General features: G+C 62.3%; 22 protein-coding genes. 20 read left to right on the top strand and 2 right to left on the bottom strand.

Annotated elements, in window-relative coordinates:
• The first annotated feature begins 15 nt into the window (after positions 1-15).
• The 8 genes from NDI72_RS13965 to NDI72_RS14000 all read left to right on the top strand — a co-directional run bounded on the left by NDI72_RS13965 (position 16) and on the right by NDI72_RS14000 (position 7,576).
• On the top strand, positions 16-834 hold the full coding sequence (locus NDI72_RS13965; RefSeq protein ID WP_283800745.1) for a dihydroorotate dehydrogenase electron transfer subunit: 819 nt from the start codon (positions 16-18) through the stop codon (positions 832-834).
• Positions 828-1,772, top strand: coding sequence for a dihydroorotate dehydrogenase (locus tag NDI72_RS13970; protein WP_113156941.1), 945 nt, complete (start codon positions 828-830; stop codon positions 1,770-1,772). Before NDI72_RS13965 ends, NDI72_RS13970 begins: the two co-directional genes overlap by 7 nt.
• Positions 1,769-3,064, top strand: a complete 1,296-nt coding sequence (locus tag NDI72_RS13975) for a Zn-dependent hydrolase (protein ID WP_283800746.1) — start codon at positions 1,769-1,771, stop codon at positions 3,062-3,064. Before NDI72_RS13970 ends, NDI72_RS13975 begins: the two co-directional genes overlap by 4 nt.
• A gap of 101 nt (positions 3,065-3,165) precedes the next feature.
• Entirely contained in the window at positions 3,166-3,861 is a 696-nt protein-coding gene (locus NDI72_RS13980; RefSeq protein WP_113156943.1) for an orotate phosphoribosyltransferase, read from the top strand.
• A gap of 19 nt (positions 3,862-3,880) precedes the next feature.
• Entirely contained in the window at positions 3,881-4,204 is a 324-nt protein-coding gene (locus NDI72_RS13985; protein WP_113156944.1) for a hypothetical protein, read from the top strand.
• 228 nt (positions 4,205-4,432) lie between these two features.
• Positions 4,433-4,945: a TRAP transporter small permease subunit gene (locus NDI72_RS13990; protein WP_224873329.1), complete on the top strand. Its 513-nt coding sequence runs from the start codon at positions 4,433-4,435 to the stop codon at positions 4,943-4,945.
• Positions 4,942-6,492, top strand: coding sequence for a TRAP transporter large permease (locus NDI72_RS13995; protein ID WP_283800747.1), 1,551 nt, complete (start codon positions 4,942-4,944; stop codon positions 6,490-6,492). The genes NDI72_RS13990 and NDI72_RS13995 overlap by 4 nt, the downstream gene beginning before the upstream one ends.
• 25 nt (positions 6,493-6,517) lie before the next feature.
• Positions 6,518-7,576 carry a TRAP transporter substrate-binding protein gene (locus tag NDI72_RS14000; RefSeq protein ID WP_113156946.1) on the top strand — a complete coding sequence of 353 codons (1,059 nt, stop codon included), beginning with the start codon at positions 6,518-6,520 and terminating at the stop codon, positions 7,574-7,576.
• A 72-nt stretch (positions 7,577-7,648) separates the two neighbouring features.
• Here the strand turns inward: NDI72_RS14000 and NDI72_RS14005 are convergent, their stop codons facing one another.
• Positions 7,649-8,617, bottom strand: coding sequence for an AraC family transcriptional regulator (locus tag NDI72_RS14005; protein WP_283800748.1), 969 nt, complete (start codon positions 8,615-8,617; stop codon positions 7,649-7,651).
• A 208-nt stretch (positions 8,618-8,825) separates the two neighbouring features.
• On the opposite strand from NDI72_RS14005, the gene NDI72_RS14010 reads away from it, so the two are divergent.
• The 11 genes from NDI72_RS14010 to NDI72_RS14060 all read left to right on the top strand — a co-directional run bounded on the left by NDI72_RS14010 (position 8,826) and on the right by NDI72_RS14060 (position 19,112).
• Entirely contained in the window at positions 8,826-10,772 is a 1,947-nt protein-coding gene (locus NDI72_RS14010; protein ID WP_283800749.1) for an alkyl/aryl-sulfatase, read from the top strand.
• 252 nt (positions 10,773-11,024) lie between these two features.
• Positions 11,025-11,786 carry an IclR family transcriptional regulator gene (locus tag NDI72_RS14015; protein ID WP_283800750.1) on the top strand — a complete coding sequence of 254 codons (762 nt, stop codon included), beginning with the start codon at positions 11,025-11,027 and terminating at the stop codon, positions 11,784-11,786.
• A 75-nt stretch (positions 11,787-11,861) separates the two neighbouring features.
• Entirely contained in the window at positions 11,862-12,812 is a 951-nt protein-coding gene (locus NDI72_RS14020; RefSeq protein ID WP_222474186.1) for a tripartite tricarboxylate transporter substrate binding protein, read from the top strand.
• Positions 12,813-12,829: 17 nt separating this feature from the next.
• Positions 12,830-13,276 (top strand): tripartite tricarboxylate transporter TctB family protein, encoded by a 447-nt coding sequence (locus tag NDI72_RS14025; RefSeq protein WP_283800751.1) that lies wholly within the window; start codon positions 12,830-12,832, stop codon positions 13,274-13,276.
• A gap of 22 nt (positions 13,277-13,298) precedes the next feature.
• Positions 13,299-14,804 carry a tripartite tricarboxylate transporter permease gene (locus tag NDI72_RS14030; protein WP_113156952.1) on the top strand — a complete coding sequence of 502 codons (1,506 nt, stop codon included), beginning with the start codon at positions 13,299-13,301 and terminating at the stop codon, positions 14,802-14,804.
• A 19-nt stretch (positions 14,805-14,823) separates the two neighbouring features.
• A complete protein-coding gene (locus tag NDI72_RS14035) occupies positions 14,824-16,065 on the top strand; it encodes a CaiB/BaiF CoA transferase family protein (RefSeq protein WP_206553140.1) in 1,242 nt (413 codons plus the stop codon).
• Positions 16,062-16,940, top strand: coding sequence for an HpcH/HpaI aldolase/citrate lyase family protein (locus tag NDI72_RS14040; RefSeq protein WP_283800752.1), 879 nt, complete (start codon positions 16,062-16,064; stop codon positions 16,938-16,940). The genes NDI72_RS14035 and NDI72_RS14040 overlap by 4 nt, the downstream gene beginning before the upstream one ends.
• A 59-nt stretch (positions 16,941-16,999) precedes the next feature.
• Positions 17,000-17,419, top strand: a complete 420-nt coding sequence (locus tag NDI72_RS14045; RefSeq protein ID WP_222582499.1) for a hypothetical protein — start codon at positions 17,000-17,002, stop codon at positions 17,417-17,419.
• 64 nt (positions 17,420-17,483) lie between these two features.
• Positions 17,484-17,978, top strand: a complete 495-nt coding sequence (locus tag NDI72_RS14050; protein ID WP_206544825.1) for a copper chaperone PCu(A)C — start codon at positions 17,484-17,486, stop codon at positions 17,976-17,978.
• Positions 17,978-18,583, top strand: a complete 606-nt coding sequence (locus tag NDI72_RS14055; protein WP_283800753.1) for an SCO family protein — start codon at positions 17,978-17,980, stop codon at positions 18,581-18,583. The genes NDI72_RS14050 and NDI72_RS14055 overlap by 1 nt, the downstream gene beginning before the upstream one ends.
• A 154-nt stretch (positions 18,584-18,737) precedes the next feature.
• Positions 18,738-19,112 (top strand): hypothetical protein, encoded by a 375-nt coding sequence (locus tag NDI72_RS14060; RefSeq protein WP_113156959.1) that lies wholly within the window; start codon positions 18,738-18,740, stop codon positions 19,110-19,112.
• Between the two features lie 31 nt (positions 19,113-19,143).
• Here the strand turns inward: NDI72_RS14060 and NDI72_RS14065 are convergent, their stop codons facing one another.
• Positions 19,144-20,154: a sugar-binding transcriptional regulator gene (locus NDI72_RS14065; RefSeq protein ID WP_206544822.1), complete on the bottom strand. Its 1,011-nt coding sequence runs from the start codon at positions 20,152-20,154 to the stop codon at positions 19,144-19,146.
• A 210-nt stretch (positions 20,155-20,364) separates the two neighbouring features.
• Here NDI72_RS14065 and NDI72_RS14070 point away from each other — a divergent pair, with 210 nt between their 5' ends.
• Positions 20,365-21,345: an ABC transporter substrate-binding protein gene (locus NDI72_RS14070; protein WP_113156961.1), complete on the top strand. Its 981-nt coding sequence runs from the start codon at positions 20,365-20,367 to the stop codon at positions 21,343-21,345.
• Positions 21,346-21,354: the final 9 nt, after the last annotated feature.

The raw sequence follows: 21,354 nt of genomic DNA on the forward strand, positions 1-21,354 counted from the left end.
GAAAGGATTGAGCCGATGGACGCAGTCCCGTCGATCAAGGCATTCGAGTTGCCGCTTTCCGTGAAGAGCAACGACCCGGTCAATGGCGAGTATCGCCGTCTGGTGCTCGCCGCTCCGCAGGATCTTCTTGCGCGCTGCCGTGCCGGCCAGTTCTTTCACCTCCTGTGCCCGCAGGCGGGCGGCGAGACGCCTTATCTGCGCCGCCCGATGAGCATTTACGGCTTCTATCCCGATCAGGGAGAGCTGCATTTTCTCTACAAGGTCACAGGCGCCGGCACCCGCGCGCTGGCCACGCTGGCGCTCGGCGACAGGCTCAATGTCCTCGGGCCGCTTGGCGAACCCTTCACCATTGCCGACAACTGGCAGAATCTGGTTCTGGTGGCGCGCGGTGTGGGGCTTGCAACGCTTGCTCCGCTTGCGCTGGAGGCCAATCGGCTTGGCCGGAAGCTCACCGCGATTTGTAGTGCCCGCCACCCCGACTATCTGATGTCGACGGACTATTTCGCCTCACTGGGCGCAGACGTCATCACCCTGACCGACGCGGAAGGCACGTCGGATCTGGGCAATCTGGAACAGATTATCGAGGGGCTGGTCGCGGCAGGCCGCGCCGACGCGTTCTACACCTGTGGCTCAAACCGCATGCTCCGGCTTTTGCAGACGATCGGCGAACGTCATGGCATTCCCGGGCAGATCGCGCTGGAGCAGCAAATGGCCTGCGGCATCGGCATGTGCCATTGCTGCGTGCGTCCGTTCAATCGCGGCGACCGGCAGGTGCATCTCAGAGTGTGCCGCGAAGGCCCTGTCTTCGACATGATGGAGGCGATCGCATGGTAGATCTTTCGGTCGATATTGGCGGGCTCAAGCTCAAGAACCCGATCATGCCGGCATCCGGCACCTTCTCCGAAGATCTCGCGGAGGTGTTCGATCTGGACCGGCTTGGCGCGCATGTGACCAAGACGATCACCCGTGGCTGGCGCGACGGCAATCCGACGCCGCGCGTCTGCGAAGTGAACGGGTCGATGCTCAATTCCATCGGCATTCCGAGCAAGGGTGTTGGCGCGTTTCTTGAAAAGGTCGTGCCGTTCTACGCCCATTACGAGACGCCGCTGGTCGTCTCGATTTCCGGCAACACGGCCGATGAATTCGCCACCCTGTGTTCCGAGGTCAGCGTTCCCGGCGTCGCGGCCATCGAGGTCAACATCTCGTGCCCGAACATCGAGGAAGACGGCAAGGCCTTTGCCATTCGTCCGTCCTCCACGCATGACGTGATGCGCAAGCTGCGCGCGGCGACGGACCTGCCGCTCTGGGCAAAGCTCACGCCCAACACGGGCGAAACGTCCGAAGTGGCGCGCGCTGCGGAAGAGGGCGGCGCCGATGCGCTGGTGGTGGCCAACACCATCCTGTCCATGGCCATCGACATCAACACGCGGCGGCCCAAGCTTGGCAATCTCATGGGCGGCCTGTCCGGCCCGAGCCTGAAACCCATTGCGCTTCGCATGGCCTATCAGTGCGCCCGCGCGACCAATATCCCGGTCATCGGCTGCGGTGGTATCTCCACCATTGAAGACGTGATCGAATATCTGATCGCCGGCGCATCCGCCGTGCAGGTCGGCACCGCAACCTTCATTCATCCCACGGCCATGATCTCGCTGATCGACGGGCTGGAAGACTGGCTCGCAGGGCAGGGACTTTCCTCCGTGCGCGAACTGGTCGGGTCCGTGATCGACGGCGAACAGGACGAGGCCGTTGTCTTCATGGAAGCAGCGCCATGAACGCCCAGCCCGCCTCTTTCGCCCCCGGCCATGCGATCGCCCATGCGACCGACCGTGCGCTTGCAGAGCGTCTGTTCGGCGACATCGCGCACATGTCGCCCGATGTCGAAGGTGTCAGCCGTCCGGCCTTCTCCGAGATCGAGACCAGAACGCTCGAATATCTTGAGAATGTGGCGCGCGCCGAGGGGCTTGAGGTCTGGTACGACGCAGGCTGCAATGCCCGGTTCTCGCTGCCCGAAGACCGCGACGCGGAGCGTTTCATCGTTGTCGGCTCGCATGTGGACAGCGTCCCCTTCGGCGGCAATTTCGACGGGCTGGCCGGCGTTGTCGCGGGTCTCGTCTGCCTGATCCGCGCCCGGCGCGAAGGCCGCCGCTTTGCAAAGCCGGTGCATGTGCTTGCCATGCGCGGCGAGGAAAGCGCCTGGTTCGGCCCGTGCTATATCGGCTCCAAGGCGCTGACCGGCACACTCGCAACGCCTGAAATCGAAGCCCGGCACAAGGGCGACGGCCGTACGCTGGAAGCGCATATGGCCGATATCGGCCTGCCGGTCGAAGACATTCGCGCGGGCAAGCCGCTGATGGATGTCAGCCGCATCGAGGCCTATCTCGAACTCCACATCGAGCAGGGGCCGCTGCTGATCGGCAAGAATATCCCCGCAGCCGCCGTTTCCGGCATTCGCGGCAATATCCGCTACCGCTCCATCACCTGTTACGGTGAGGCCGGTCATTCCGGCGCAGTGCCCAAGGCCTATCGGCGCGATCCCGTTCTCGCCATGGCGGATCTTCTGGTGCGGCTCGACGAGAGCTGGACGACGATCCTCAACAAGGGCGACGATCTGGTGCTGACGAGCGGCATCGTGGCGACCGATCCCGAAAAACACGCCATGTCGCGCATTCCCGACAGCGTGTCCTTCAGCCTCGACATGCGCAGCCAGAAGCCCGAAACGCTGGATGAGATGCGCAAGCTTCTGACGAGCGAAATGCGCGAGATCGAGCGCGACCGGCGGGTCCGCTTCGAGCTGGGCGAAGAGCTTCGTGTCGAACCGGCGCTGTGCGACAAGGGGCTCGTCGCAGGCCTTGAAGAGGCCATGCGCCAGGTCGGACAGGAGCCTTTCGTCATGCCGAGCGGCGGCGGGCACGACGCTGCCGTGTTCGCCGCCGCCGGCGTTCCTTCCGCCATGGTGTTCGTGCGCAACCGCAATGGTTCCCACAATCCCCAGGAAGCGATGGAGATCGAGGATTTCCTTGCCGGCGTGGATATTCTCTTTGCTTTCCTTGCGGGGGCGGAGTGACTGTGCGGTTTCTTTCAGAAACGAATCCCTGCATTGCCGGGCTGGCTCAGGCAGGAGATAGCTGTTAGCGAAAAGGCCCGATCAACGAACAGGACCACGACATGTTCTCCAACACCTTCCCCGACCAGTCCGCCATTTCGCAGATGGTCGCCCGCATGCTTCTGGAGATCGAGGCGGTGCATTTTCGCGCCGAACAGCCGTTCACGTTCACGTCTGGTCTTGCAAGTCCGGTCTATATCGACTGCCGCAAGCTGATTTCCTATCCGCGCGTTCGCGCCGCAATCATGGATTTCGCGGCCTCGATCATCTTCCGCAATGTCGGCTTCGAGCAGTTCGACGCGATAGCGGGCGGCGAGACGGCCGGCATTCCCTTTGCCGCATGGCTCTCCGAGCGGATGGGCCTTCCCATGCAGTATGTGCGCAAGAAGCCGAAAGGCTTTGGCCGCGATGCGCAGATCGAGGGCGCATTGAGCGAAGGCGCGCGTGTTCTTCTGGTCGAGGATCTGACCACCGACGGCGGCAGCAAGATCAAGTTTGCCGAAGCGGTCGCGCGCACCGGCGCACGGGTCACCGACACATTCGCCGTCTTCTACTACGACATCTTCCCAGACACGCCGAAGCGGCTTGAAGCCGCCGGCATGCGGTTGCATCATCTCGCCACGTGGTGGGATGTGCTCGCCGTCTGCAAGGAAGAAAACCGTTTTTCGCCGGAAACGATCGCTGAGGTCGAGAGCTTCCTGAATGCGCCGACCGTATGGTCGGCGAACCACGGCGGCATTTCAGAACTGCCGCAGTAAATGCCAAAGGACTTGGATCATGTTTGATACGTTTTTGAAGGATCTGAACGAGCAGGGCGGAAGCGTTCGTGCCTATGAAGGCTGCGCGGTCAAGGCTCATCAGCGGATCACCAGCGAGCCGGAAAATGCGGCCGCCCTCCTGCTGATCGCCTATGCCGCCCAGCGCTTCGTCGAGGCCTATGACGACCAGCCGCTCACCATGACGGCTGCCGACGAGGAGCTTGAGCTGTTCTCCGAAATCGTGAACACGCTTGATGCAGCCTATAAGGACGGCTCTGACGATGAAAAGTTCGCAGCGCTGAACAAGGCCTCCGCGCGCCTCGCCGCAACGATCAAGAGCTAAGCGCACAGTCGTTCAAGTCCATGAATGCGATCCGCTCGCCGGTCCTCTCCGGCGAGTGTTTTCGTTGTGGGCGCCTGAAAAGGACCGAAAGCCTTCCCGCTTCTGGCGTGCGCTCGCATGCTGCCTCGCCGATCCCCTGTGATCGCGTACCCAACCATGGGCGAATAGACATTTCCTTTCCATGGCGCATGCGCTAGCTTCGCGCCGGAATTCGGATGGGAGCCGGTTTTGCATTTGTATTTAAGGTTCTGCGCCGGGCTGGACCGGCTGGCGACGGCATTTTGCGTGCTTGCCTGCCTGGCCCTGACGGCAAGCGTGCTTGCCATCGTCGTGATGCGCTATGGTTTTGGCATTGGTTTCATCGAACTGCAGGACTTCGCTTCCTACGCCTTCGCCGTGCTTCTGATCTTCTCCGTGCCGGTTTGCCTGCGCCGGGGCGGCCATGTGCGCGTCGAGGTGCTTTCCGAGAACCTTTCACCCGCCTATGCGCGCATTGCAGATGCAGTGGCGGTGTTTCTGTTTCTCGTTCCGGTGTTCGGCCTCATCATCTGGGCCGACTGGGCGGATCTTGCCTATTCCTGGTCGATCCGCGAGGCGTCTGTGGAGACCGGCGGTCTGCCCGGCCTCTTCATCGTAAAGACGGCGCTGCCCCTGGGCGCTGCCATGATGATTCTGCAGGGCATCGCCATGGTGCTTGAGCCGCGCGCCGACCACACTGCCGACGGCGAGCCAAGCCTATGACCCTTTCGGAACTGTTTCTGTGCCTGATGCTGGTCGGGCTCTTCGCCGGTATTCTGAGCGGCATTCCCGCCATGCTGGCCATTGCCGGCGTGCCCTTCGTCGTTGCAGTCATCGCCAGCTTCTTTGGCGCGTTCGACCTGTCCTTCCTGGATTTCTTCCCCAGCCGTGTCTGGGGTGTGATGAGCAACACGCTTCTGATGGCCGTGCCGCTTTTCATTCTGATGGGCGTGGTGCTGGAGCGTTCGCAGCTCGCCGAACGCATGCTCGAGGTCCTGCGCGACATGCTCGGCGCATCGCCGCGCGGGCTTGCCCTTTCCGTTCTGCTTTTCAGCGCGCTGATCGCAGCCTCCACGGGCATTGTCGGCGCAACCGTGGTCATGCTCGGGCTTGTCAGCCTTCCCGCCATGCTTCAGGCCGGCGTTTCGCCGCGCGTGTCGAGCGGCATCATCTGCGCCAGCGGCACGCTCGGCCAGATCATCCCGCCCTCGATCCTGCTGGTTCTGCTCGGCGACCAGATCGGCAACACCTATCTGGAAGCGCAGCAGAAGGCGGGCAATTTCGCGCCTGACGCCGTGTCCGTCGGTGATCTCTTCGCCGGTGCGCTGGTGCCAGGCCTGCTGCTTGTCGGGCTTTACGGGCTCTACATTCTCTTCACGCTGCGCGGCGCGCAGAAAGCCGTTGCAAAGGATGAGCGCAAGCCGGTTCCGCTGAACCGCATTCTCGGCACCTTCCTGCCGCCGCTGCTTCTGATCGTTGCCGTTCTGGGCTCCATTCTCGGCGGTGTCGCCACCACCACGGAGGCAGCCGGGCTGGGGGCGATTGGCACGATCCTTCTTGCCGCCTTCACGCGCGGTGAAATCGGGCCGGCGGGGCGTCTGCTCATCATTGCCGCGGTTATCGCCGGCGGCGTGCTCGTCGTGCTGCGCGCAACCGGCCTTCTGCCGCCGGCAACCCTTGGCGCGCCAGCCGGTCTGCTCGGTCTTCTGGCCAGCGCGTTGATCGGCTTTGGCGTTTTCTTTGCCGGCTGGCGGCTTTTCAGAACCGATGTTCTCGTGCCCGCCGTCATCGATACGCTGCGCATCTCCGGCATGGTGTTCGGCATCGTCATCGCTGCCTCCATGCTGTCGCTTGTGTTCCGCGGGTTCGGCGGTGACGAGCTGGTGGCCGGATTTCTGGAGCAGGTTCCGGGCGGCAAATGGGGCGCACTCGCCCTCGTCATGGTGGTCGTGTTCTTCCTTGGCTTCATTCTGGAAGCCGTGGAGATCATCTACATTGTCGTGCCGCTTTTGGGAGCGCCCATTCTGGCCACGGATTTCTCTCCGGTCTGGTTTGCGGTCCTGCTTGCAATGAACCTGCAGACCTCGTTCCTGACGCCGCCCTTTGGCTTCGCGCTCTTTTATTATCGTTCCGTTGCGCCGCGCAGCATCACGACCATGGAGATCTACCGCTCGGTGATCCCGTTCGTGGCCATTCAGTTGATCGCTCTGGCGCTTCTCATCACGTTCCCGGCTGTGGTTACATGGCTGCCGGACATGCTCTTCAGATAGTCGTTGTTCAGGAGGAAACCCCGACATGAAACGCAGAACATTTCTCACCGCAGGTGCTGGCGCGACAGCCGCAGCACTCGCCACGCCAGCCATTGCGCAGGGCAAGATCGAGTGGAACCTGCCCACCAGCTTCCCCAAGAACGCACCGGGCGTTGGCACCAATGTCACCAACTTCGCCGAGAAGGTCGCCGCCATGTCCGATGGCCGGCTGAGCTTCAAGGTTTTCGGCGGCGGCGAGCTCGTTCCGCCCTTCGGCGTCGAGGATGCCGTGCAGCAGGGCAAGGCCCCGGTCGGCCATAACCCGCCTTACTATGCAGCCGGCAAAAACCCGGCCCTGCACTGGTTCACCGCCGTGCCGTTCGGCATGACGGCTGCCGAGCATTACGCATGGCTGCGCTATGGCGGCGGTCAGGAGATCTGGGACGACATCTACGCCCAGCGCAATCTGAAGCCGCTCTATTCCGGCAATTCCAACACGCAGAGCGCCGGCTGGTTCAAGTCCGAGATCAATTCGCTGGACGACCTCAAGGGCCTCAACATGCGCATTGCCGGCCTCGGCGGCGAGATGTATCGCAAGCTCGGCGTCAACGCGGTTCTGATGCCCCCGCCGGAAATCTTCCAGGCGCTTCAGTCCGGTGCGCTCGATGCGGCCGAGTGGGTCGGTCCGTTCCTCGATCAGGCTTTCGGCCTGCAGAAGATCACCAAGAACTGCTACCTGCCGGCTTACAACGAACCGAGTGCAGCGCTTGCCATCGTCTTCAACAAGGATGCCTGGGCCGAGCTTTCGCCCGATCTGCAGGCAATCTGCGAGGCTGCGGCCCTTGCCGCCAGCCAGGAGGCGCTTGCCCAGTTCGATTATCACAATGCGCGCGCCATGGCGTCGCTGGAGGCCGATGGCGTCATCTTCCGCGATGTGCCGGACGATGTGGCCGAAGGCCTCAAGGGCGCATGGGAAGAAGTGCGCGAAGAGCTGACGGCGCAAAGCGAAGACGTCGCCCGCGTGCGCGAGAGCTATGACGGCTTCCTGGCCGAGAGCGTGAAATACGCCAACGCCATGAACATGCCGCTTCTCCAGCGTCGCTGATAATCCGCGCACGTTAAAAGATGCGCCGCGCTTCCCCGGGAACCATCCCATGGGAGGCGCGGCGTTTTCCGTTCAGACCAGGAGGGGCGTGACGGTCTCTATCGCGTTCTGCCGCAATGTCTGCGAAGGCAGTTCGCCGAAGAGGGCGGCATAATCACGCGCAAAGCGCCCGCCGTCATAGAAGCCGAGTTCGTGCGAAATCCGCGTCACGTTGTTTGTGAAGGCATCAGCGAAGAGCAGCATGCGGCGCGCCTCGTGCAGCCGGCGGCGGCGGAGCAGGGCGTGGACGGTGCAGTCGAATTTCGCCCGTACCGCGCGCTCCAGCGTGCGTTCGTGAATGCCGGCCATCCTGCAAAGTCCGGCAACCGTCAGGCGCGGTTCGTCTGAGGCTTCAAGAAAATCATACATGCGGGCAATGGCCGAATTTCCGCGCCGGTCCGGCCGGGCCTGTTCCTGCCGGCAGGCGTCGAGAACGAGCGGCTTGATCGCACCGACCAAATCGGCACGCAGCATGTCGCCGAACGCTCTGTCTGGTTCTCCTTCGCCCGTGTGCAGCGCATCAAGACAGACCCGCCGCAGAGCGCCGGCCTGCCGGTCCGTCAGGTGAATGGGGCGGCCGTTCTTGCAGGCGTCGAAATGATCCCAGAGATCGGCGAATTCCGGCGCATAGCGTTCATCCGTACCGATCAGGATGACGATCTGGTCGTGGCCGGCAGCCGTGGTGCTGTCCAGCTCTCGATAGAAGCTGTGGTGAAGGTTGTGTTTGCACAGCGTTCGCCCCCAGAAGGCCGACTTGTCGCACAGACCCGCAAGCGGCAGGGCGAGCGCAAGAGCGTCGGGCGGTGTCGTGCCGCGCAGCCGCATGTCCGTATGGTACTGATCCCGGTAGATGGCGATGCCGTCGAGCTTCAGAAACGCGATGTCGCAGCCGAACGGGCCGGCCTCCAGCGGCTCGACGGTCAGGTTCCACGGGCGGATTGCCGCCTCGTAGAGGCTGGGTTCCTCCGTGGAGAAAAAGCCGGTTCCTGCGCGCTCGCTCACAAAGTTTTCCTCCCCGAAAACTTGTCGGAAATTACGTAGCAGGCTGGCTAAGTTTCGAAATACTCAAACGCCATGGCTGAACGGTTTCCGCGCCCCGTGCCCGTGAGTGGTTTTGCACAAGACCTCTCATGGTAGCGCCGAGCGCGGTCTGCGTACAGGCATTTGGACTGCGGCAACCGCCAGCGGTTCCTGTTTGGGGAGAAGAAGCATGCAAAAGACATCCGCAAAGCCGGTCGTGCGCCGGCTTGAAACGACACATCTCAAACCACATCGAAACAAGACATTGTCTCTGCTTGCCGGCGCTGCCTGTGCGCTCTTTCTGGCGCAGGCGGGCGATGTTCGACTGGTATCCGATGCGATGGCGGACGAGGCCGAAGTCGAGCGCCTGATGGCGGGCTATGAGGCTTTCAAGCCCAATCTCGCGCCCATTGTGCTCGATCGCGGCGACAATCTCGCCTTCACGGAAGCCTCGGACACGATCCATCCCGAACAGACCGCGTTTGCCCGGCAGATGCAGCGCGGCATCTATATGCCGGTCAAGGACAAGGTCTATGTGGCGGTTGGCTACGGCATCACCAGCACCACGATGGTGGTTGGCGATGACGGCGTCATCATCATCGATCCGGGCGAGAATGACGATTTCGGCGCGCTGGTCATGGAGGAGTTCCGCAGCTTAACCGACAAACCCATCAAGGCCATCGTCTACACGCACCGTCATCCCGATCACCCGTTCGGCTCCAAGGGGCTCGGCGTGACCGAAGAGGACGTGAAGTCTGGCAAGGTGAAGATCTACGCCCATGACAGCTTCATGGAATATCTGGTTAATGACGCAAGCGTGGTCGGTCCGATCCTGTCGATCCGCACCGCGCTCGCCAGCACGCTGCTCGATGTCGGCCCGGAAGGCCGTGTGCATCAGGCGCTTGGGCCCACATTCGATTCCGGCCCGGTGTCGCTTTTACAGCCGACGGACACATTTGACGAAATGCTGGACGTGACCATCGCCGGTGTGCGGATGGTCATGTTCCACGCCTATGGCGATGCCGAGGATGAAATCGGCGTCTGGTTCCCGGAGATGAAGCACCTGCACGGATCGGAAACGATCCAGGGCGAGTCCTTCCCCAACATCTACACGCTGCGCGGCACCAAGTTCCGCGATCCCGTGGAGTGGTATACGGGCGTCGACCGGCTGCTCGAGTATGCGCGTGAGGCAGACAGCTATTCCGGCTCCCACATGCGTCCGTGGGTCGGTAACGAGTTCATTGTCGAGCGCATCACCAATTATCGCGACGCGATCCAGTATGTGCACGACCAGACCGTGCGGCTCATGAACATGGGCTACACGCGGGAGGAACTGGCAGACACGATCCGCCTGCCGGAGCATCTGGCCAACGATCCGTGGCTTGGAGAGTATTACGGCACCGTCGCCCACAGCACGCGCAACATCTATGGCGGCTATCTCGGCTGGTATCAGGCAGATCCGACGGAACTGGCCACGCCGGGCTTCGAAAAGAAGGCCGCGCTTTATGTCGAGGCGCTTGGCGGCCGTGACGCGATCATGGAGAAGGCCCGCAAGGCGCTCGATGAAGGCGAATATGGCTGGTCGATGGAGCTTCTCACCCATGCCGTCCGCGTTGATGGCGAGGACATGGAAGCCCGTGCAATGAAAGCCGAGGCGATGCGTGAATGGGCCTATCAGCAGCCCAATATCTACTGGCGCGGCCTTGCGCTTGGCGGTGCTCTGGAACTGGAGGACAAGCTCGACTATTCGCGCATCTGGAACTTCGCCGCTCCCGACATCATCAAGGCGCTTTCGCCCGACGCCATCATCGAGTCCGTTCGGGTGCGGCTCGATCCCGAAAAGGCGGCAGACGCGCACATGACCATCGGGTTCCGGTTCACGGATATCCAGGACGACAGCGCGCTTGAAATCCGCAGGGGCGTGGCGGTCTTCCATCCCAAAAGCCCGGAGAAAACCGACGCCACCATCGTCGCGACCAAGGCGCTTCTGGATGACATTCTTCTGGAGCAGACCACGCTTGCCGATGCACTGGCCGAAGGCTCGCTGACCATTGAGGGCGACGAGAAGGCCATCGAGCGCTTCTTCGGCTATCTCGATCCGCCGAGCGCCGATCCGATCAAGCTCGTCGTACGCTGATTCAGACTGATCGACGCCATGCAGCCGCAGACCGCCAATCCGGTCTGCGGCTGTTTTCGTTCGGGCGCGCTGTTTGTCGCCTGCACCTTATCCACGGTCAAAACATGCAAAAGCCGATGCTTTCCAGTCACTTGCCGGCCCTCTTCTTTGCCGGCTTGACGCCGCCGCCAATAGTCTCTACCAAATAGCTGTTCTAAATAAAGAACTAGTTCATTATACTGAACTAGTGGAGGCCGAGGAGGAGGCAGCCAGGTGAGTGGTCGCGGCGCTGAGCGCATTTTGCTTTTGTTGGAATGGATGGCCCGTCAGGAAGGCGCGGTCTCGTTCTCCGACGCCGTCGCTGCACTGGAGCTTCCCAAGAGCAGCGCGCTCGGCCTTTTGCGCATGCTGGTCGATCTTGGCTATGCCGCCCGCGAGGATGACGGCCGCTATCGTCTTTGCCGTCTTCCCGGCGAGCCGGATGACGCGCATCAGGCATGGGGCACACTTGCGCGCCTCACCGATGCGGTTCTGCACACGGCAGTGCGCGAGGCGGGCGAATCCGGCTTTCTCGCCGTGCTCGATGAAGACGACCGCGTTCGTTACATCTCCAAGCTCATGCCCGAGCGCGAGATCAGATATGACCGCGACATCACCGTGTCGCGCAGGGCGCATCAGGTCACGAGCGGCATCGTGCTTCTGACCGGCCTTTCCGCCGACCGGCTTGCGGCTTATGCGGCGCGTGCGGCTGAAGAAACCGGCAATCCGGATCTGCGCGAAGCCATTCTCTCAAAGGTGGAGGACGCGCGCGCGGCCGGCCATGCCGTCAATCTGCGTGGCGTGGTCGAGGGTGCTGCGGGCGTTGCGGCTCCCGTTCTTGATGCAGACGGATGTGTGCGCGCCGCACTCAACATTGCCGGCCCCGCCGACCGCATGGCCGCAAACATCGATCAGGTCATTGCCGTGACCTGCGAAAGCGCAGCGCAGGCCACCGCCGCGCTCACCGCCTTTCGCCACAGGCTGCCGGCCCGGTAGCCACCCGATCCGCACGCAATGCGGTTCCAACATCACTCAACCAGACGATCATCAGGAGGAAACGACGTGAAACATATGCTTAAATCCATGGGTATGGCTGCCGCCGTGCTCGCTGCAGCACAGGCCGCTCCGGCCAGCGCGCAGGAATTCCCCGAGCGCGGAATCGAGTTCGTCGCCGGTTATGGTCCGGGCGGCGGTCACGACACCATGCTGCGCTCCATGGCCAAGATCATGCAGGAAGAGGGCATCATCGAGACGCCGATCAACGTGATCAACAAGCCGGGCGGCAGCTCCGCCGTGGCCATGGGCTACCTGAACTCGCGCGCCGGTGACGGTCACTACCTCATGTCGGTGACCTCCTCGCACATCACCACGCCGCTCACCTCCAACATCGGCCTCGACTTTTCCGATTTCACGCCGATTGCGCGTCTGGGCATCGACCCCGAGCTGCTCGTCGTCAACGCGGCTGGCCCTTACAAGTCGATCGACGATCTGCTCAAGGCCGACAAGGTTCTGAACGTTGGCGGCACGGCCACGGGCAGCATCGAGCACATCGTCGCCATCCAGTTCCAGAAGCAGACCGGCAAGAAGGTCAACTTCGTGCCGTTCCAGGGCGATGGCGATGTGGTTGCAGCACTTCTGAGCAACCAGCTCGACTTCATCGTCACCAATCCGGGCACGGCCCGCGACTTCATCGAGGCAGGCAAATTCAACGCGCTGGCCATCAGCACGGAAGAGCGCATCGACGCGCTTCCCGATGTTCCGACCTTCAAAGAGCAGGACATCGACATCACGCTCAGCCTCTATCGCGGCGTCACCGCTCCGGCTGACATCAGCGATGAAGCAAAGGCCTATCTCATCGAGAAGATGACCGAGCTGAACGAGAGCGCTGCCTGGAAGTCCGGCTATCTCGACCCGAATTCCGTGGTTGAGGGTTTCATCACCGGTGATGAATTCGAGGCCTATCTCGAAGAGACCCAGGGCGTCTATCGCGAGACGCTCACCGAGCTCGGCATCATTAAATAAGTGACTGGAGAGGGCTCATGAAACTGTCGGAAATCGTCCTGCTTGCGGGTCTCGCCGTCTTTTCGGGAGTCCTCCTCATAAGCAGTCTGGATATGCCTTACGGCTCGGAGCAGAGCTTCGGGCCGGGGTATATCCCGCTCAACATCGCACTTGTCGTTCTGGGTCTGATCGGCATCCTCGCCGTCAAGGCTTTCATGGCCGGGCGCAAGCCCGGTGCGGACGGCAGCGCCGTCATCGAAGATCTCTCTTCGGCGCTCCCGGTGGCCGCCGTTATCGTTCTTCTGGCGGGCGCGATCTACGCCATGAGCTGGGGCAGCATTCTTGCGCCGCTTGGCGTGCTGATGATCATCCTGTCGTGGCGCTTCAACGGGCATGGCTTCGTAAAGTCCTGTCTGGTCAGCGCCGCCATTCTGGCCGTCATCTACACGATCTTCAGCCTCTGGCTGAAAATCCCGCTTCAATAGTCTTCCTGAAAGTCGCTCTCCAATGGACGCACTCACTCAACTCGCGGGCGGTTTTTCGGAAGTTCTGACCGTCTACAACATTCTGCTGATTTTCCTTGCCGGCATGATCGGCACGGTGGTCGGCGCGCTGCCGGGGCTGGGGCCGTCGGCAGGCATCGCGCTCATGCTGCCGCTGACCTTCGGCATGCCGCACGCTTCGGGCCTGTGCCTGCTCACCGGCGTCTACATGGGCACCATGTATGGCGGCCGCATCACGTCGATCCTCATCAACACGCCGGGCGACGCCCCCGCCATCATCACCGCCATGGAAGGCTATCCGATGATGCTGCGCGGGCAGGGCGGTCTGGCGCTCGGCCTGTCGGCGTTCTCATCCTTCATCGGCGGTTTCTTCGGCCTGGCCGTTCTGATCTTCTTCGCGCCGGTGGTCTCGTCCTACGCGATCTATCTCGGCGCACCGGAATATTTCCTGCTCATGCTGCTCGGGCTCAGTACGATCATTCTGCTGGCCGGCGACAACATGGTGAAAGCCCTGCTTATGGCCTGTGTCGGCGTTCTGGTCTCCACCTTCGGCAGTGACTACATTTCCGGCCATATCCGCTTCGCCTTCACGCCGGAGCTGATCGAGGGCATCGACTTCGTCGCCATCATCATCGGCCTCTACGGCCTTGGCGAAGTCTTCTACAATCTCGAAAAGCGCGTGCGCATCGATCTCGGCAAGCCGAGCTTCAACATCCGCGAATACATCCCGCCGGCATCCGCCATCAAGGAGAGCGGCGGCGCAACCGTGCGCGGCTCGATCCTCGGCACCGTCATCGGCATCCTGCCGGGCGCCGGCGCAACTGTCGCGACCTTCCTCGAATATGCCCTGGAGCGGCGCATTTCGCGCAAGCCGGAAGAGTTCGGCAAGGGCGCAATTGCAGGTCTCGCCGGACCGGAAGCCTCCAACAATGCTTCGGTTCCCGGTTCGCTGATCCCGCTCATCACGCTCGGCATTCCCGGCTCCGGCGGCACGGCCATCATGCTTGGCGCGCTCATCATGTTCGGCATGCAGCCCGGCCCGCTTCTCATGATCAAGTCCGGAGACGTGGTCTGGGCGATGATTGCAGGTCTTGTGCTGGCGAACATCTTCCTGCTCTTCTCGAACGTGCTGTTGATTCCCGTCTTCGTGAATCTTCTGCGTTCCGTGCAGGGGCATCTGGCAAGCGTCGTCATCGCCCTTTGTGTCGTGGGTGCGTTCTCGCTTGCCTACAGCACGTTCAACATATGGGTCGCGCTGGTGTTCGGCGTGCTCGGATATCTGATGAAAAAGGCGGATTATCCCACCGGCCCGTTCATTCTGGCGGTTGTCCTTGCTCCGCTCGCGGAAAACTATTTCCGCCAGTCGATCATGCTGGGGCAAGGTGACTGGGCGATCTTCATCGACCGGCCCATCTCGCTCGGAATCATCATTGCCATGGTCGTCCTTGGCGGACTGGGCATGGCGACGAAACGCTTCATGAAGCGCCGCGAACCTGCGGCGCGCGCCTGAGACTACAAGAAGGAAGACTATGGCCGACCGTGCCTGGAAACCCGTCGATTTCACGCCCGATGCAAAAGGTCCGCTGAGCGGGATCGTTGTGCTTGACCTGTCGCGTCTCGTGGCGGGCAACATGACCTCGCTTCAGATGGCCGATTTCGGGGCCGAGGTCATCAAGGTGGAACCGCTTCCCGCAGGCGATCCCCTGCGGGCGTGGAAGCAGGGCGGCCATGCCACTTTCTGGAAGGTCTATGGCCGCAACAAGAAGAGCATCGCGCTTGATTTTCGCAAGGAAGGCGCGCTGGATCTTCTGCGCCGGCTCATCGCCCGCGCCGACGTGATGATCGAGAGCTTCCGGCCGGGCACGCTGGAAAAGATGGGGCTCGGGCCGGATGTGCTCAAGCGCGAGTTCCCGGGACTGGTTCTGCTCAGGGTTTCCGGTTTTGGCCAGAGCGGCCCCTACAGCCCGCGTCCCGGTTTCGGAACGCTGGTCGAGGGCATGTCCGGCTTTGCGCATCGCAATGGCGAGGAAGGGGGCGATCCGCTTCTGCCGCCGCTGGCGCTCGCAGACATGATTTCCGGCCTCTACGGGGCCAATGCCGTGATGATGGCGCTGCGCGCGCGTGACCGCGACGGGCATGGCCAGGTGATCGACCTGTCGCTGCTTGATGCGATGGTTTCCGTGCTTGGGCCGGAGCCGCTCGACTACCAGATCACCGGCAAGCCCAAACAGCGTGTCGGCAATGGGTCCAACACGTCGAGCCCGCGCAATGTCTACAAGACGAGCGACGGGCACTTCATCGCCATTTCCGCGTCCATTCAAAAAACCGCCGAGCGCCTGTTCCGCAGCATCGGGCGCGAAGACATGATCACCGACCCGCGCTACGCCACCAACGAGCAGCGCGTTTCGCGCCGCCATGAGGTCGACGCCATTGTCGGCGGCTGGATCGGGGCGCGCAGCCGCGCCGAGGTTCTGGAGATTTTCGAGAAGGACGGCATCACCGCCGCGCCGCTCTACGACGTGGCGGACATCTGCGCCGACCGTCATTTCATCGAGCGCGGCATCTATGTCGCTGCACCGGATGAAGAGCACGGAAGCGTGCCCATGCATGCGCCCACGCCGCGCCTTTCCGAAACGCCGGGCACCCTGCGCGGTCCGGCCCCTGCGCTGGGCGCACACTCGCGCGAAATCCTGCGCGCGGCCGCGTTCTCCGATGCCGAGGTCGATGGCTTCGTCACCGCCGGCGTCATCAACGACGGAGCAGATGCATGAGGCAGACAGCAAACCAGCCACGCTGGCGCTCGCTTCTCTATGTGCCGGGCAACAATGAGCGTTTCATCGGCAAGGCCCAGACCCGTGGAGCCGATGCGGTTGTGCTCGATCTGGAAGACAGCGTCCCCGATCACGAAAAGGCAGCCGCCCGCACGATGACAGCGGCGGCGCTGCCGACCCTCGCCGAGGGGCCATCGGATCTGCTGGTGCGCATCAATGGCGGCATGCGGCTTGCCGTGCCGGATCTTGAAGCTGTGGTTCAGCCCGGTCTGCGCGGCATCTTCGTGCCCAAATGCGAAGCTGCGGAAAAACTGCGCCTCATCTCCGAGGTGCTGTTCGATCTTGAGGCCGAGCGCGGCCTGCCGGCCGGCGAAATCGCTCTGGTGGCGATGATCGAGACCCCGCGCGGCCTTGAAAACGTGCATGACATTGCGCGGGCCGATCCGCGCCTTTGCGGCATGATCCTCGGCAGTGAGGACTTCGCCACAGCCACCGGCATGCAGCCGACGCCAGAGGCGCTTCTCGCGCCGCGCCAGCAGATCGTCTTTGCCGCGCATGCAGCCGGCATCGCGCCTCTGGGGCTTCTGGACAGTGTCGCCAATTATGGTGATGCGGAGCATCTTTCCGCAGTGGCTCGCCGGGCGCGGGCCTTCGGCTTTCGCGGCGCAACCTGCGTGCATCCGGCAGCCGTCGCGCCTCTCAACGCGGCATTCCTGCCGTCGGAAGAGGAAACAGATTGGGCAAAGCGCGTCATCGCAGCGATGGAAGAGGCCCACGCACAGGGCAGGGGAGCCGCCACGCTCGACGGGCGCATGATCGACAAGCCGATGCTGGATCGCGCGCGGGACATTCTGGCGTCTCGGCCCGGGCATTGAGCCAGTTGCGGCGTCCCCCGCATGGACGCCGCATTCGCCGCAGTGACACGGCGACGGAAATGTGTCACGACGCTTCCATGAAGTTCATGCGCGACATGTTGAAGGATCGTCTTGCGGCGGGTCTCATGGCCGGCCTCCTGGCCTATTTCCTTCTCATGCAGGGCTTTGCAGCAGCCTTTGCGCAGGGAAACATGGCGGGCGCTGCCGGCATTCCCGGCTTCGTCATCTGTAATCCGAGCGGCATCGGGCCGGAAACGGGCAATGGCCCTGCACCCGCCCGCAGTCCGCATGATTGCTGCACAACCCTCTGCCAGGCCGGCTGTGCGGTTTCACCCGCATTACCCGGCGACCATGCCGGGCTCGACTGCGCCTTACGCGCGCCGCTCGCTGCCGCAACGCTGCCCGAGCCTCCGGTCTTCCACCCCGTCACGCTCGGTTTTCTGGCCGACGCGCGCGGCCCTCCATCCCACTCCATCTGACGCAACAAACCCTTTTCACGGCCGCGCATTCATGCGCCCGTATCTGCGCTTATGGAGACAAGACATGCGCTTTTTCACCCGCACTTTCACGGCAGCAATGCTGTTCATCGCCGCTCCCGCATTCGCCGGCGACTACACGCTTGGCAATCTTGACATCGACCAGCCATGGACCCGCGCCACGCCGCCCGGCGCAAAGGCTGCCGGCGGCTTTGTCACCATCGCAAATGGCGGTGAGGAAGACGACCGACTGGTCAGCGCCGAGGCCGCCTTTGCAGGCCGCGTGGAGCTGCACACGATGGACATGACCAACGGCGTCATGAAGATGCGTCATCTGCCCGAAGGCATTCCGGTTCCGGCTGGCGAGACGGTCAATCTCGCGCCCGGCGGTCTGCATGTCATGTTCATGGAGCTCAAGGAGCCCATCGCCGAAGGCGCGCCCGTTCCGGTGACACTGACCTTCGAGAAGGCCGGCACGATCGAAGTTGAAATGTCGGTCGCAAAGCCCGGCGCACCGGCTCCGAACATGCACAAAAACATGCACGGCAACGGCAAGAGCTGATGTCCCGTCGTTCGTTATCGATCCTGGCCGGCGCGGTTTTCGCGCTGGTCCTTGCCATCGTCGCAATGGTGACGATGAACATCTCTCCCACCGGCCGGTCCGGTGGGGGAATGGGCACCGCCGATATCGGCGGCCCCTTCACGCTGACAGCAGAGGATGGAACCACCGTCACCGAGGCCGATTTTCTCGGCAAACCGACGGCAATCTTCTTCGGTTTCACCTTTTGCCCGGATGTGTGTCCGACCACGCTCTATGAATTATCGGGCCTCATCGATGATCTCGGTGCGGATGCGGACAGGCTCAACTTCGCCTTCGTATCCGTTGACTGGGAGCGGGACGGGCCGGAGCAGCTGGCGCTCTACACGTCCAGTTTCGACGATCGCATTCAGGGACTGGCAGGCACCGAAGAGCAGATCGAAGCCATCACAAAGGCCTATCGCGTCTATTACCGCAAAGTGCCCACGGATGATGGCGACTACACCATCGATCACACGGCTTCGGTCTATCTGATGAATGGGGAGGGTGGTTTCGTCGGCACGCTGTCTTACGGCGAGGCGCACGATTCCATGCTGGAGAAGCTCAGGCGGCTGGCTGCCGGGGGGTGACTGCGTTGTGCACACGCGCTTTTGGGATACGGATATTAAGCCGCTTGCACGCCTTCTTGGCTAAGGGCCTGCTTGAAAGTGGTATCGCCGGGCGGCGCTTTCCGATTGAGCGTCGCCCGCTCTCGTCCTATGATCGCCGCGAATGGAGAGTGCGATGCATAGCGAAAAGCCCCCGAGAGTTTCGTCTCTGATCAACAAGGTTCTGGCCAACGCGCCACAGCCGAACGATATCCGCCTTCTGGCGCAGCGTCTGCATGACCACGCGCTTGAGCCGCGTTCGACGCCGGAGGAGACGCAGGCGCTCGTGACGGATTTGGGTTACAAGAACATCGCGGCCTTTTGCGAGGCCGCCGGACTTCCGAGCCATCTCGCAGACCGTTGGGAGCGCTTTGGCATTTCCGGCGAAATGCGGCAGGTGCTTCTGCTTCTCGCGGCCCAGCGCCGCGCCATGCTCGAGGCCGTGCGCGAGTTCGAGACCATCACGCATGTGGGTCTCGATGACTTCATGCGCGAGCGCGGTCTGATCTGACGCGGTCTGATCTGACCGGGTGAGGGGCCGCTCAGAGCCCCTCTTCGTCTGCTTTTTCCAGCAACATCCGCGCTGTGGCGGCATCCGTAACGAGTGCCGCTGCGGACACTGTGCGCAGCGCCGCCAGAATGGCGGTGACCTTCTGCTCGCCACCGGCTGCCAGAATCACGTGCGGAATGCGCGCCACCACATCGAGATCAATGGCCATGATGCGCTGGTTCACCTCATGGTCGACCAGCTGGCCTGCCGCATTCACAAAATAGCAGAGAATGTTGGCCACCGCGCCCTTGTCGCGCAGTGGATCGATCAGCTTCTTCGGAACGATGCCATGGCGGAAGATCGTCGCGTCGGGTGAAACCGCGCCAACCGTCAAAAGCGCGATGTCCGCCTTGGCGGCGCGCTCGCGCACATCGCGCAGTGAGGGCTGTTCCCAAAGGCGCTCGCGCAGTTCGGGGTCGTCCACCACCACCGGCGCGCTGATCTGATAGCTGTCCACCTTCAGACGTTCCGCCACCTTGGTGGCCACGATGGACGGATTGATCCATTGCGAATGCGGAAGGCTGCCCACAAGCCCGATGACGGTCGAGCCGGAAAGATCGCGCTGCGCCATGAAACTCAGGCTGGAATGCAGTGTCGCGCCGCCGCCGATCGCCAGTGTCATGCCGGGTTGCATCTGCTCTTCGAGATAGCGCGCCACCGCATGTCCGATCGAGCGTTCCAGATTGTCGGCTTCCTGCGGGGCGGGCACCACGATGGCGCTTTTCAGGCCCCAGCGCTTTTCCAGCTGCCGCTCCAGCGCCACCTGTTCGGCCGTGTCGGCATTGATGGTGGTCACCACCATGTGGTTCTCGGCGCTGGCGGCCAGCGCGCGCATCACCTTCATGCGGCTGACATTTAGCAGGCTGGCAATCTTCTCCTGCGTCAGGCCCTCCACATGGTAGAGCCAGGCCATTTTCACATTGATGTCTGCGGAAGACAGCGTCGGCTCATCAGCCGGCTTCTTTTTCCTTTTGCGCGCCACGGCGGTGATTCCCTCTCTCATCGCGTCAAGGTTTTAGCACAATGTTCGGCACGTCGCGGCGGCGTTGCCGGGCGAAAGGCGCGAAATTTTATTGCGTTCTTTTGTTATTGACGACAAACATATGTTCATATTCAATGATGAGGCGCTTTTGTTACAAGCCTGTCATATTGCGCATGCAGGGGAGGAGCTCCGGCGTTAAATGTCCGGAGAAGCAAACAGAGGAGTAACCCCATGGTACGCCAGTCCACCATTCGCTCGGTTGCGTTTGCAGCCGCATTGCTCACGTCCACCGCGGCTTTTGCCGAGAACCTGGTGCTCTACACGTCGCAGCCCGACGCTGACGCCGCCGAGACCGTTGACGCCTTCAAGGCGGCCAACCCGGGCATCGAGGTAGAGATCTTCCGTTCCGGCACCAGCGACCTGATGACCAAGCTTGCAGCCGAGTTCGCTGCCGGTAGCCCGCAGCCCGACGTTCTCCTCATCGCTGACGCCGTCAGCATGGAAATTCTCAAGAAGGACGGCCACCTGATGGCTTATCCCGAAGCCAATGTGGAAGGCTTCGAGGAAGCGGCCTATGACGCCGACAAGACCTATTTCGGCTCCAAGCTCATCACCACCGGCATCGCCTACAACACGGCCGCTGCCGAAAAGCCGGAGCATTGGTCCGACCTGACGGGCGAGGCCTACAAGGACCTCACCATCATGCCGAGCCCGCTTTATTCGGGTGCAGCAGCCTATCTTCTGTCCGCTTTCGCAAACCGTGACGACCTCGGCTGGGACTATTTCGAGAAGCTGAAGGAAAACGGCCACGTTGCCGTGCGCGGCAATGGCGCTGTTCTGAAGTCCGTCGCAAGCGGTGAGAAGGCCTATGGCATGCTCGTCGACTTCATGGCCATGAACGCCAAGAAAGACGGCTCGCCCATCGAGTTCGTGTTCCCCGAGGAAGGCGTCACCGCCGTCACCGAGCCGGTCGCCATCATGTCGACCGCGAAGAACACTGACGCAGCCAAGAAGTTCGTCGACTTCATTCTCTCCGACGACGGCCAGAAGCTGGCTCTTACGCAGGGCTACCTGCCGGCCAAGCCTTCGGTCGGTTCCCCGGACTGGCTGCCGGAAGGCACCGAGATCAGCATCATGAAAGTTGATGTGAAGAAGGTTGTCGACGAGATCGCCGGCAACAAGGAGAAATTCTCCTCCATGTTCGGCGGCTAAGGACACATC

Source organism: Nitratireductor sp. GZWM139 (assembly GCF_030068685.1).
GTDB lineage: Bacteria > Pseudomonadota > Alphaproteobacteria > Rhizobiales > Rhizobiaceae > Nitratireductor > Nitratireductor aquimarinus.